The 13034-nt window shown below is 64.7% G+C and carries 11 protein-coding genes; 4 read left to right on the forward strand and 7 right to left on the reverse strand.

Annotated features, from left to right (window positions below):
• Nucleotides 1-11: 11 nt before the first annotated feature.
• Nucleotides 12-536: a FixH family protein gene (locus tag VM94_RS00855; RefSeq protein WP_046681779.1), complete on the forward strand. Its 525-nt coding sequence runs from the start codon at nt 12-14 to the stop codon at nt 534-536.
• Between the two features lie 126 nt (nt 537-662).
• On the opposite strand, the gene fnr is transcribed toward VM94_RS00855, so the two are convergent.
• Complete coding sequence (gene fnr, locus VM94_RS00860) at nt 663-1421, reverse strand: fumarate/nitrate reduction transcriptional regulator Fnr (RefSeq protein ID WP_046681780.1); 759 nt, start codon at nt 1419-1421, stop codon at nt 663-665.
• Nucleotides 1422-1660: 239 nt separating this feature from the next.
• Here fnr and VM94_RS00865 point away from each other — a divergent pair, with 239 nt between their 5' ends.
• A complete protein-coding gene (locus tag VM94_RS00865; RefSeq protein WP_046681781.1) occupies nt 1661-4735 on the forward strand; it encodes a response regulator in 3075 nt (1024 codons plus the stop codon).
• 66 nt (nt 4736-4801) lie between these two features.
• On the opposite strand, the gene VM94_RS00870 is transcribed toward VM94_RS00865, so the two are convergent.
• From VM94_RS00870 to modA, 4 genes are read right to left on the reverse strand one after another with little or no spacing between them, the layout of a single operon-like run.
• Complete coding sequence (locus VM94_RS00870; protein ID WP_046682043.1) at nt 4802-5569, reverse strand: TOBE domain-containing protein; 768 nt, start codon at nt 5567-5569, stop codon at nt 4802-4804.
• A gap of 40 nt (nt 5570-5609) precedes the next feature.
• Complete coding sequence (locus tag VM94_RS00875; RefSeq protein WP_046681782.1) at nt 5610-6311, reverse strand: sulfate/molybdate ABC transporter ATP-binding protein; 702 nt, start codon at nt 6309-6311, stop codon at nt 5610-5612.
• 5 nt (nt 6312-6316) lie between these two features.
• A complete protein-coding gene (modB, locus tag VM94_RS00880) occupies nt 6317-6988 on the reverse strand; it encodes a molybdate ABC transporter permease subunit (protein ID WP_046681783.1) in 672 nt (223 codons plus the stop codon).
• A 15-nt stretch (nt 6989-7003) separates the two neighbouring features.
• Nucleotides 7004-7762: a molybdate ABC transporter substrate-binding protein gene (modA, locus tag VM94_RS00885; protein ID WP_046681784.1), complete on the reverse strand. Its 759-nt coding sequence runs from the start codon at nt 7760-7762 to the stop codon at nt 7004-7006.
• Nucleotides 7763-7900: 138 nt separating this feature from the next.
• Between modA and VM94_RS00890 the strand changes: the two genes are divergently transcribed.
• Entirely contained in the window at nt 7901-9133 is a 1233-nt protein-coding gene (locus VM94_RS00890) for a putative DNA modification/repair radical SAM protein (RefSeq protein WP_046681785.1), read from the forward strand.
• Complete coding sequence (locus VM94_RS00895; protein WP_046681786.1) at nt 9130-10548, forward strand: UdgX family uracil-DNA binding protein; 1419 nt, start codon at nt 9130-9132, stop codon at nt 10546-10548. The genes VM94_RS00890 and VM94_RS00895 overlap by 4 nt, the downstream gene beginning before the upstream one ends.
• Before the next feature lie 3 nt (nt 10549-10551).
• Here the strand turns inward: VM94_RS00895 and VM94_RS00900 are convergent, their stop codons facing one another.
• Together VM94_RS00900 and rhaI are read right to left on the reverse strand one after the other, a co-directional pair.
• On the reverse strand, nt 10552-11565 hold the full coding sequence (locus VM94_RS00900) for a bile acid:sodium symporter family protein (RefSeq protein WP_046681787.1): 1014 nt from the start codon (nt 11563-11565) through the stop codon (nt 10552-10554).
• A 147-nt stretch (nt 11566-11712) separates the two neighbouring features.
• Nucleotides 11713-13008: an L-rhamnose catabolism isomerase gene (gene rhaI, locus VM94_RS00905; protein WP_046681788.1), complete on the reverse strand. Its 1296-nt coding sequence runs from the start codon at nt 13006-13008 to the stop codon at nt 11713-11715.
• Between the last annotated feature and the right edge of the window lie 26 nt (nt 13009-13034).

The raw sequence follows: 13034 nt of genomic DNA on the forward strand, positions 1-13034 counted from the left end.
GGAGAAATACCATGTCCGACAGTCTGAAACTGCAACCTCCCGTTGCCCCGTGGTACAAGCATCGCTGGCCATGGCTGCTGATGATCGGTCCCGGCCTGTCCGTGGTCGTCGGCAGCTTCATGGGCTATATCGCGTTTACGCAGCCCGACGCACTGGTGGTGGGCGATTATTACAAGCAGGGCAAGGCGATCAACCAGGATTTGAAGCGCGACACGATCGCCAGCAACCTGGCGATGGATACGACCCTGTCGTATGACGTCGCTGCAGCGCGCCTCAGCGGTTCCGTGCACAGCTTCGGCAAGGCGTACCAGGGGCCGCTGCAGCTGCACCTGGCGCATGCGACCCTGCCGGAAAAGGATATCAAGCTGCTGGTGCAGCCCGATGCGGCCGGCAATTTCTCGGTAGCGCTGCCGATGCTCGAGCGCAGCCGCTGGCAGGTGCTGGTGGAAAACGACAAACGCGAGTGGCGCCTGTCCGGCATCTGGACCTGGCCCGTGCAACGCAGCATCGCGCTGCACGCGGATGAAGAGCTATAACGTACAGCGCCGGGAAAAAACCGTAGCGAGCGGCAGTGATTTGTGGCTGAGAAGCGCAGCTGTGCTAGAGCACAGCGAGCATCGCAGGCCGCAAAGCGCGACGCGCAGTAGGTTTTGACGGTGCTGTTATTTGCAGACGTCCGTGCCGGCTGTAATGGCCTTCAATTTCGCCGGCTGCAGGATCTCGATCTCGCGGTTCGAGACACGCAGCCAGCCTTCCTTCTTGAATTTCGACAATAAACGGCTGACGCTTTCGATGGTCAGGCCCAGGTAGTTGCCGATTTCCTCGCGCGACATGCGCAGCTGGAATTTGCTGCTCGAATAGCCGCGCGCCTCGTAGCGCGACGCCAGGTTGACGATGAAGGCGGCAAAGCGCTGCGTCGCCTGCATATTGCCCAGCAAGAGCATCACGCTTTGCTCGCGCGTGATTTCCTGGCTCATCATGCGGTGGAAATGACGGAGCAGGGTCGGCATATTGCCCAGTAATTGTTCCAGGCTGGAAAACGGGATTTCACACACTTCGCTGTCTTCCAGCGCCACCGCATTACAGTGGTGGCGGTCGGCGCTGATGGCGTCCATGCCCAGCAGTTCGCCGGCCATCTGGAAACCCGTCACCTGCTCTTCGCCGCCCGGATTGATCTGGTACGTCTTGAAGTGCCCCAGGCGGATCGCGTACAGGTTCTGGAACGAGTCGCCGATGCGGAACAGCGAGGCGCCGCGCACGATCTTGCGGCGGCGGCCGATGATCTGGTCCAGCCTGTCCATGTCGCCCACATCGAGGCCCATCGGCAGGCACAATTGATGCATGCTGCACGTCGAGCATCGCGCTCGCAACGCTTCCACGTTCACTGTGGGCAAGGTTGGAGTGAGTAGCGCTTCAGTCATGTCGGTACCTTTAAGAAAGTGCAACAACAAGTTTACTGCATACCGGGTTGCCGTGTGCCAATTTCACCGTAATTTCGGCGAATAAACGACGTCCAGCCTTTAATTATATGGCAACATCGTCAAAAGCCCATGCGGAGAGGGCAATTTGCGTGGCGGCGCTTGCCAAGCTGGGGTATTGATAGGAAAATTCCTGACAGCATTATCTGCCGCCTGTGCCGCACGGTACTGAAAAGGAAATCATGAAGCCTCTCGGCATCAAAGCAAAAGTCGCGCTGGCTACCAGCCTGACCTCGATCGCCATGATCGCCCTGGTCACCATGATCCAGGTGCAGCACATGCGCGACGATTTCACCCGCGTCCTGCTGAGCCAGCAATCATCGCTGATCACCCGCACCGCCGCCGAACTCGACGACAAGCTGGGCATGCTGCTGCAGATCGTCACCCTGACGGCACGGCAGCAGCCGCCGGAACTGATCGGCCAGCCCGTCCAATTGCGCGACTACTATTCGCGCCGCTCGATGCTGGTGCTGTTCGACGACGTGCTGGTGCTCGACGCGCACGGCGCCGTCGTGGCCGACATGCCGGAAGTGGCGGGACGCGCCGGCATCAACGTCGCCGAGCGCGAGTATTTCCAGACCGTGCTGCGCACGCGCCAGCCCATGATCACCGAGCCGATGCTGGGCAAATCGAGCGGCATGCCCATCGTGCAGATGGTCGCGCCCATACTCGCCGCCGATGGCCAGGTGGCCGGCGTGTTGATCGGCGTGCTGCGCCTGTACAAGGACAACCTGCTGGGCCGCCTGCGTTCGGAAAAGATCGGCAAGAGCGGCTATTACTTCATCCTCACGCGCGGCGCCGTGCCGCGCTATGTGCTGCACCCCGACACCAGCCGTTTGCTGCAGCCGCGCCTGCCGAACGCCAACCTGACGACCACCCAGCTGCTGAAGGACGATGGCGAAGGCACCATGGTCAGCACCAACAGCCGCGGCATCACGGCCGTCAACAGCTTCAAGCGCCTGAAATCGGTGAACTGGCTGCTGGCCGCCTCGCTGCCCCTCGACGACGCCTTCGAACCGTTCGACGGCGTGCTGTACCGGCTGGTGCTGTGGAGCATCCTCGCCTCGCTGCTGGCCGCAGCCGTTCTGGGCTGGGTCACCGTGCGCCTGCTCTCGCCGCTGGTGCGCCTGCGCGACACCCTGCAGGCGCTGCGCACCAGCGGCAGCCGCTTCACCCCCGTGCCGGTGCAGCAGCGCGACGAGATCGGCGAGCTGACGGAAGCGTTCAACGGCCTGATGAGCGAACGCGACCGGCTGCAGCAGGAACTCGAATCGCGCGCGGCGGAGCTGGAACAGGAACGCGACCGGGCCGAGGCGGCCAACCGCGCGAAGAGCGACTTCGTGGCCAACATGAGCCATGAAATCCGCACGCCCCTCAATGCCGTGCTGGGCATGGTGTATTTGCTGGGCAATACCAAGCTCGACACGGAACAGCGCAAGTACCTGACCATGGTGCGCGTGGCGGGCCAGTCGCTGCTGGGGATCCTCAACGACGTGCTCGATTATTCGAAGATCGAGGCGCGCCGCATGGAATTGTCGCCCGTCGAATTCGACCTCGACGAGGTCATGAACACGCTGGCCACGACCATGACGATGAATGCGGGCGAAAAGGAGCTGGAACTGGCGATTGCCGTCGAGCCCGACGTGCCGCGCCGCCTCGTGGGCGACGCCCAGCGGCTGCAGCAGATTCTCGTCAACCTGGCCGGCAACGCCATCAAGTTTACCGAGAGCGGCGAAGTGGTGGTGGCCGTCAGCCTGGCCGAGAAAGACAACGGCCGCGCCTGGCTGCGCTTCGAAGTGCGCGACACGGGCATCGGCATGACGGAGTTGCAGCAACAGCAGCTGTTTGCCGCGTTTTCGCAGGGCGACCAGAGCATCACGCGGCGCTTCGGCGGCACGGGCCTGGGCCTGGCCATCAGCAAGCAGCTGATCCACATGATGGGCGGCGACATCGCCGTCGCCAGCAGCGAAGGCAAGGGCAGCCGCTTCTGGTTCAGCGTGCCGTTCGACATGCTGGCGCAGCCGGCCGAAACGCGGCGCACGCCCACCCTGGGCCAGCTGCGCCTGCTGGTGGCCGACGACAACCGCACCACGCGCGAACTGATCGTCAAGCTGATCGAGGCGTGGGGCTGGCTGGCCGACGAAGTGGACTCCGGCTTTGCCGCCATCGAACTGTACCGCGAACGCCTGGCGCAGCAGCAGCCGTACGACGTGGTGCTGGCCGACTGGCACATGCCCGTGATGGACGGCCTGGCCACGGCCAAGGCCATCCGTCAGGCAGCCAGCGGCCAGCGCCAGCCCATCGTGGTGATGGTCAACGCCTTCGCCCGCAACCACCTGGAGGAAATCTCCAGCGCGGCCGAGGCCGACGTCGTGCTGATGAAGCCGATCACGGGCTCGAGCCTGTTCGATGCCCTGCACCAGGCGCTGATCGCCAAGAACGACGGCGGCGAGCAGCGCATCCTGCACCAGCCGCTGGGCACGGAACTGGCCGGCGTGCATTTCCTGCTGGTGGAAGACAACCATTTGAACCAGGCCGTGGCGCGCGGCATCCTCGAACACATGGGCGCCACCCTCGACGTGGTGGGCGACGGCTTGCAAGCGGTGGAACGGCTGCGCACGGAAGCGCTGCGCTACGACATCGTGCTGATGGACATGCAGATGCCCGTCATGGACGGCTTCAGCGCCACCCACATCATCCGCACGGAACTGCGCTTGAGCCTGCCCGTGATCGCCATGACGGCCGGCGTGCTGGCGTCCGAGCGCGAGCGCTGCATGACGGCCGGCATCAGCGATTTCATCGCCAAGCCCGTGGTGGTGGAAGAGATGATGGAAGTGATCCTGCGCCACCTGCCCAAGCGCCCGCCAGTGCAGACGGCCGGGCCGGCGCCCGTTGCCGACGAGGAAGTGTTTTCCATGGCGCCGCTGATGCGCGTGATGGGACGCGATGCGAAGGGGCGCGGCGTGCTGCGGCGCATGGTGGAAGACGCGCTGAACAAGGGCATGACGCCCGTGCGCGACGCCGAAACAGCGTTGCAGGCGGGCCGCCACAGCGACGTGGCGCGCATCCTGCACAGCGTGCGCGGCTCCGTCGGCACCCTGGGCACGAAACGCCTGATCCGCGCCGCGTTCGCCACCGAGGAAGCCATCGACGCGGGCCGCCTCGACGAGGTGCCGGCGCTGCTGACGCAGACGGGACAGGAGCTGGAGCAGGCGCTGGCGGCGGCGGCCGATTGGTTGTCCAGGCTGAAGGATTAAGCCTGCAACGTAAAACTGGGGTCAGACCCGCCGGGTCTGACCCCAGAACCTGGTCAGCGTCGCCGCTTACGCCGGCACGCCCAGAATCACGCTGGACGCTTTAAATATTGCCGTCACCTTGCTGCCGATCTCAATGCCCAGCTCGGTGCTGCTCTGGTTCGTGATGATGGCGGCGATCGTGCCGCCTCGTGGCAGGTCCAGCACCACTTCCGTATTGACGGCGCCCGTCTGCACGCGCGTCACCAGCCCGGCCAGCTGGTTGCGCGCGGAAAAGCGCGCGCCAGCGCTATCGGCCACGAGGATGATGGACGAGGCCTTGATCAGCGCAAACGCTTCCGCGCCCGGCACCAGGCCCAGGCTGGCGCTGCTGCCTTGCGTGACAATGGCGACGATATGCTGGCCGCCCGGCAATTCCAGGGTGACTTCATCGTTGACGGCGCCTTGTTTCAGTTCGGCCACCTTGCCCAGGAATTGATTGCGTGCCGTGGTTTTCATGGCCATTCTCCGTATGAGTAAAAGATCGTCGGCGATGCCTTCGGCCTGGCTGCCCAGCTGGCGCAGGTAGCGCGCATGCTCGCGCTCGATGATGCGGAAATTGTCGACCAGCTGGCGTCCCCGCTGCGTCAGGCGCGTGCCGCCGCCGCCCTTGCCGCCCGTCAAGCGCTCGACCAGCGGCTCGCCGGCCAGGTTGTTCATCGCGTCGATGGCATCCCAGGCCGCCTTGTAGCTCATCTTCACAAGCTTGGCCGCCTGCGTGATGGAGCCGCATTCGGCGATGGCGCCCAGCAATTCCACCCGACCGGCGCCGCCCAGGTGCTCGCCGCCCACCGTCATCCATACCGAGCCTTGCAGGCCGATTTCCGCTGCCGCCGATTTATCCAATGCGTTCACCCAATGCCATGTGTTCTTCCCTGTTATCGATCTGTCCGTCGCGCAAGTACAGCACATGCTCGCCCAGGATGCGCGCATCTTCCGGGTCATGGGTGATCAGGATCATGGGCACGTCCAGGCGCTGCTGCCACTGGCTCAGTTCCAGCCGCATTTTGACACGCAGGGCCGGATCGAGGGCGGCGAACGGCTCGTCGAGCAGCAGGGCATTCGGTTCGGCCACGAGTGCCCTCGCCAGCGCCACCCTTTGGCGCTGGCCTCCGGACAACTCGTCGGGAAACTGGTGCGCCAGTTCCTGCAAGTGAAACGCGTCGAGCCAATGCTCGACCTTCTGCAATTTTTCGCGCGCGCGGGGATTGAACCAGCCGCGCGCCAGGCCGAAGCCCACGTTCTGGCGCACCGTCAGGTGCGGGAACAGCGCGTAATCCTGGAACAGGTAGGCGACATTGCGCTGCTGCGGCGGCAGATTGATGCCGGCGGCGGAATCGAACAGGGTGCGCCCGTTCAGGCGGATATGGCCCACGTCCGGCGTGAAGAGTCCGGCAATGGCTTTGAGGGTCATGCTCTTGCCGGCGCCGGAGGGGCCATACATGGCGATGCGCTGGCTGCCTGAGGTGCATTGCACCTGCAGGTCGAAGCGGCGTTTGCCGGAACGCAAGGTGGCGCGAATGTCGAGGTCGAGTTGCATAGCGGTCATTTGTGCGCGATGCGCCCGGGCGCCAGGCGGCCAGCCGACAGCAGCACCACGATGCATACGGCAGAGGTGATCAGCACCAGGGTGTTGGCCACGTCGTCCTGGCCCGCCTGCACGGCTTCATACACGGCCACCGACAGGGTCTGCGTCTTGCCGGGGATGCTGCCGGCCACCATCAGCGTGGCGCCGAATTCACCGAGCGCGCGCACAAAGCCCAGCAGCACGCCGGCGAGGATGCCGCGCCAAGCCAGCGGTAACGTAACGCGAAAGAAAATCGCCAGCTCCGAGATGCCCAGCACGCGGGCCGCCTGCTCCAGCTGGCCGTCGACCGCTTCGAAGGCGGCGCGCGCGGGCTTGAAGACGAGGGGAAAGGCGACCACCGTGGAAGCGATCACGGCACCCTGCCAAGTAAAAATGAGGTTGATGCCGAAGTTGTCCTGCAACCAGATGCCCAGGGTGCCGCGCCGGCCCAGCAGCACCAGCAGGTAATAGCCGAGCACGGTGGGCGGCATCACCATCGGCAGGGTCAACAGGGCGTCGAGCAGCTCGCGCCCGGGAAAACGCGTGCGCGCCAGCAAATAGCCCGTACCGATGCCGAGCAGCAAATTGAGCGCCGTGGCCCAGGCCGCCACTTTCAGCGACAGGGCCAGCGCGGTCCAGGCGATATCCATGCGGGCGCGGTGGCGTTAGGGTTTCTTGAAACCGTATTTGGCCAGGATGGCTTGCGCCGGCGCCGTCTGCAGGTAGCTGACGAAGCGCTTCGCTTCGGCCGCATTGCCGCTGCCCTTGATGACGGCGATCGGGTACAGCACGGGCGCGTCCAGCGGCACGTCCAGCACCACGTTGACCTTGTCTTTCATGATGGCCGCGTCGGTGGCGTAGACAAAGCCCGCATCGACTTCACCGCGCGCCACGTAGTCGAGCGACTGGCGCACGTTCTGCGTGCCGATGGCTTTCCCTTGCACGGCGTCCCACAGCTTTGCCTTCCTCAGCGCGCCTTCGGAGTAACGGCCGACGGGCACGCTGGCCGGGTTGGCGATGGCCACGCGGGTCACGCCCTTGTGGGTCAGATCCGCCAGGCTCTTGATGCCCAGCTTGCTATCGTGCGGCACGATCAGCACCAGGCTGTTGCCGACGAAGTCCATGCGGTCGGCCGGCAATACCAGGCCCTGCTTTTGCGCCGCATCCATGGTTTCCTGGTCGGCAGAGGCAAACACGTCGACGGGCGCGCCCTTGACGATCTGCTGCAGCAGCACGCCCGAGGCGGCAAAGTTCAGGGACACCTTGCTGCCCGGATACTGCGCCTCGTAGCTTTGCGCCGCATCCTTGAACGCGTTCGTCAGGCTGGCAGCGGCCGACACCACCACTTCGCCGGCAAGGGCGGAGGTGGCGGCGGTGGCGAGCAGAGCGGCACCAAGCAGGCGGGCGAGGGAGGTGAGGCGCATGATCGTATCCTTGATGAGCTGAAGAACAAGAACCGTAATATACACCGATATATAGCGTTATGCCATTGCGCAGATCAAGCCGGTACCAGGCCGATTCCCTGATATACTGTATATAAACACAGTATATCGAGGTGAGCCATGGAATTGACGGACAAGCTGGAAATCCTGGCCGATGCGGCCAAGTACGATGCGTCCTGTGCCAGCAGCGGCGCACCGAAGCGCGATTCCATCGGCAAGGACGGTTTTGGCGCCACCTCGGGCATGGGCATTTGCCACAGCTACACGCCGGACGGGCGCTGCGTCTCGCTGCTGAAGGTGCTGCTGACCAATTACTGCCTGTACGATTGCCAGTACTGCGTCAACCGCCGTACCTCGAACGTGCCGCGCGCCCGCTTTACGGTGGCCGAAGTGGTGAAATTGACCAGCGACTTTTACCTGCGCAACTACATCGACGGCCTGTTCCTCAGTTCCGGCATCATCCAGTCGGCCGACTACACGATGGAACAATTGGTGCAGGTGGCGCGCGAGTTGCGCGAGGTACACCAGTTCCGCGGCTACATCCATTTGAAAACCATTCCCGACGCCGATCCGGCCCTGATCGCGCAGGCGGGCCGCTATGCCGACCGCCTCAGCGTCAATATCGAATTGCCGACACAGGACAGCGTGCAAAAGCTGGCGCCGGAAAAGAGCGTGCATACGATCAAGCTGGCGATGGGTTCCATTCGCCGCAAGCTCGACGAGAAGGCGGAAGAACCGCGCTCGCCGCGTTTCGCGCCCGCCGGGCAAAGCACGCAGATGATCGTCGGCGCCGACGCCAGCGACGACCAGCAGATCCTTTCCACGGCCGAGACCTTGTACGGCAGTTATAAACTCAAGCGCGTGTACTACTCGGCCTTCAGCCCGATCCCCGACAGCCCGAAAAGCGTGCCGCTGGCGCCGCCGCCCATGCTGCGAGAACACCGGCTGTACCAGGCCGATTTCCTGCTGCGCAGCTATGGTTTCCAGGCCAGCGAACTGCTGCCGGCCACGGGCGGCAACCTGGCGCTCGATATCGACCCGAAACTGGCGTGGGCGCTGGCGCACCGCGAACATTTTCCGCTGGACTTGAACCGCGCGGCGCAGCACATGATCGCTCGCGTGCCCGGCATCGGCCTGCGCAATGCCCAGCGCATCGTCGACCTGCGAAGGCTGCGGCAGGTGCGCTATGCCGACCTGTCGCGCCTGCGCTGCAGCATGAAGAAAATCGCGCCGTTCATCATCACGGCCGACTACTTTCCCGCGCGCGACACCACCGCCTCGGAACACCTGCGCCGGGCCATGGCGGAGGCGCCTCAGCAGATGAATCTGTGGCCGGAGCTGCAGGCCGCATGAGTACGGTGGCGCGGCTGGCGCAGTCGTTCGATGAGTGGCGCGCGGCAGCACGCGAACTGATCGCGCTTGGCGTGCCACCTGCCGACGTTGCCTGGCAGTCGCAGCCCGGTGAGGGCGACCTGTTTTCCGCCACGCCGGATGCCACTGATACCGGCGCGCCACGGCTGCGCCTGCCCCGTCCCCTGGTGGAATTGCTGGAAAGCGCCGCCTGCTTCAACGCGCCTGACCGCTGGGCCTTTTTGTACCAGGTGCTGTGGCGCTGGCAGCTGGGCCAGCACGACGTGATGTCGCCCGCCGACGCGGACGGCGCGCGCCTGCACGCCATGGTCAAGGCCGTGCACCGCGAGGAGCACGACATGCATGCGTATGTGCGCTTTCGCGAGCGACCGGAATGCGAGGGCGCGCCCCGTTTTGTTGCCTGGTTCGAACCCGTGCACGAGGTGCTGCCGCAAGTGGCGCGCCACTTTGCCCGCCGCATGGGAGCTACCAGCTGGATGATCGCCACGCCCGCCGCCAGCATGCTGTGGGATGGCACGACCTTGCATGCAGGACCGGCCCTGCTGAGCGGCGCGGCCGATATCGACGATGCGGGCGAAGCGCTATGGCTGACCTACTACCGCAGCATCTTCAACCCCGCGCGCGTGAATGCCGATTTGCTGCACAGTCATATCCCCTCGCGTTTCTGGAAAAATCTGCCGGAAGGCGCCATCGTGCCCGCCATGCTCAGCGGCGCCGCCAACGGCGAACGGCGCACGGGCCAGACGGCCAGCGTGGGCCAGCGCAGCGGCGCCACCACGATCCCGATTGCCGCCGAGCGCGCCCAGCCCACGCGCGAGGTAGCGACCAGCCTGGACCAGTGCCGCCGCTGCGAACTGTGGCAACACGCCACGCAAGCCGTGCCGGGCATTGGCCCGGCACAGGCGCGCATCATGCTCGTGGGCGAGCAGCCGGGCGACCAGGAAGACCTGGAGGGCTTGCCGTTTGTGGGCCCGGCCGGTGCGCTGCTCGAGCAAGCCATGCAGGAAGCGGGCATGGCGCGCGACAGCATCTACCTGACCAACGCCGTCAAACATTTCAAGTGGGAACCACGCGGCAAGCGCCGCCTGCACAAGACGCCCGCGCAGCGCGAAATCCTCGCCTGCCATGGCTGGCTGGAAGAAGAGATCGAGCGTGTCCAGCCGCAGGTGATCGTGGCGCTGGGCAGCACAGCCTTGAAGTCCATCCTGCAGGACGGTGCGGTGAGCATGACACCGCTGATCGGCACGACTATCGAGCATGCGGGACGCTCGGTGGTAACCGTGTATCACCCGGCATACGTGCTGCGCGCGCCTGATGAGGGGAGTCGGCGGCAGGCTTACGCGGTGATCGTGGACGGCCTGCGGCAGGCACTGCTGTTGGGGCCTAGGGCAGGGTAGCCATCACAACGTCGTCGCCGGCACATCCTGCCCCTCATCGCGCCGCGCATAGCGTTGCGCGATCACGGCGCAGATCATCAGCTGAATCTGGTGGAACAGCATCAGCGGCAAGATCACCATGCCCAGCGAACGGGTGGAAAACAGCACCTTGGCCATCGGCACGCCACTGGCCAGGCTTTTCTTCGAGGCACAAAAGACGATGGCGATTTCATCTTCCTTGTTGAAGCCCAGGCGGCGGCTGACAAAGGTGGAGATGCCCAGCACCAGCGCCAGCAGCAACAGGCTGATCAGGCCCAGGGCGACCAGGGTTTCTACCGAGATCGTATGCCACAGGCCTTCGCTGACGGCTTCGCTGAAGGCCGTGTAGACCACCAGCAAGATCGAACCCTGGTCGACATACTTCAAGGTAGCTTTATGGCGGTCGACCCAGCGGCCGATCCAGCGGCGCAGGAACTGGCCGGCCAGGAATGGCAACAGCAGTTGCATGACGATGGACAGCACGGCGTCCACGGACGACTTGCTTTCCGCGCCCTTGGCCACCAGCAAGCCCACGAGGATGGGGGCAAGGAAGATGCCGATGAAATTCGAGGCCGAGGCGCTGCAGATGGCGGCCGGCACGTTGCCGCGCGCCATCGCCGTCATGGCGATCGACGATTGCACGGTGGACGGCAGCGCGCACAGGAACAAGATGCCCATGTACAGGTCCGGCGTGAGGAAGGTCAGCGCCAGCGGACGCAGGGCCAGGCCCAGCAGCGGAAACAGGACAAAGGTGCTGGCCAGCACCAGCAAGTGCAAGCGCCAGTGCATGGCGCCTGCCACCACGGCTTCGCGCGACAGCTTGGCGCCATGCAGGAAGAAGAGGGCGCCGATGGCGACCGTGGTGATATTGCCGAAGACCACGGCCGTCTGGCCCGTGCAGGGCAGGAAAGTGGCCAGCGCCACGGTGACGAGCAGGGCGATAGTGAAATTATCGGGTTTCAAATTGCGCAGCAGGGCAGCGGGAGAAAAAGAAGACATGCGGTAGCCTGGTAACGGCGCAGCCTTGCAACAGAACGCTGTGCCGGGGATGACAAACGGCGCCGGGAGCGGCGCCAGTGCCAGCCATTCTACCTGCTTCCAGGCAGCTTGCCTGGAAGCAGCAATGCGCTAACTCGCTACCGCGCCTTACACGATGCCGCTGCTGCTGGCGCCTGCCCTCGGTGGCCGCGCCACGGCCCGCTCCTCGCGGTAGCCGCTGGCGCGGTAGCTGGCCACAGGGTCGATGGCGGCGCCCGAGCGCTGGCGCGCCATCGCCAGGATGGCGCTGACATCGGTGCGGAACGCCTGCTTCAGCGCCTGCGCCGAGGCGTGCACGTCGTTGGCTTCCTGGTGATGGCGCAGGGCGGCGCGGTCGACCAGCGCCGACTGAATGAAAGCGCGCTGCACCTCGACTGCGCTGCTCATCAGGCTTTCGATGGGATCCGTCACGTTATGTGACTGGTCCAGCATGTAGGCGGGATGGAAGGCGGCGCCGTCGCGCGCGGCCGCATCGGCCAGCTCGTTGAACACGAGGAACAACTGGAACGGATTGATGCTGCCCGAATCGAGGTCGTCGTCGCCGTATTTGCTGTCGTTGAAATGGAAGCCGCCCAGCTTGCCGAACTGCGCCAGGCGCGCGACGATCATCTCGATGTTGGTATTCGGCGCATGGTGGCCCAGGTCGACCAGGCATTTGGCTTTCGGCCCCAGCGCGCTGGCGCAGGCAAAGCTGGTGCCCCAGTCGGCGATGGTGGTGGCATAAAACGCGGGCTCGAACAGTTTATGCTCGATAAAGATATTCCAGTCGGCGGGCAGGGCGCCGTAGATGTCGCGCATGCTGTCGAGGTAACGCTCCAGCGCGCCGCGCAGGTTGTGCTGGCCGGGAAAGTTGGCGCCATCGCCCACCCATACCGTCAGCGCCTTCGAACCCAAGGCACGCCCCAGTTCGATGCATTCGATGTTGTGCTCGATGGCTTGCACACGCACGGCCGCGCTGTGCGACGTCAGGCTGCCGTATTTGTACGACTGCGCCTGGCCGGCCTGGTCCTGGAAAGTGTTCGAATTGACGGCGTCGAAGCCCAGGCCGTGGCTCGCGGCGATGTCGCGCAGGGCCGCCGTGTCGCTGACCTTGTCCCACGGAAAATGCAGCGAGACGGCGGGCGTGGCGCGCGTCAATTGATGGATCACGGCGCAGTCTTCCAGTTTTTCAAATACATTGCGCGGTTCGCCCAGGCCAGGGAAGCGGGCAAAGCGCGTGCCGCCCGTACCTGCGCCCCAGCTGGGCACGGCCACGGCAAACGTCTGCGCCAGCACCGTCAATTGCTCGATGTCCTGGCCGCGCCGTTCCAGCACGCCGCCCAGGGCCGCATAGTCGGCCTCCAGGTTGGCTTGCAGCTTGGCATTGTGGTCGGCCACCAGGCCGCTATCGATCATGCTATGCATCTTGTCTCCTTGCGCGCAGCGGCGCC

The sequence above is a fragment of the Janthinobacterium sp. KBS0711 genome (genome assembly GCF_000988085.1).
Taxonomy (GTDB): Bacteria; Pseudomonadota; Gammaproteobacteria; order Burkholderiales; family Burkholderiaceae_D; genus Janthinobacterium; species Janthinobacterium lividum_E.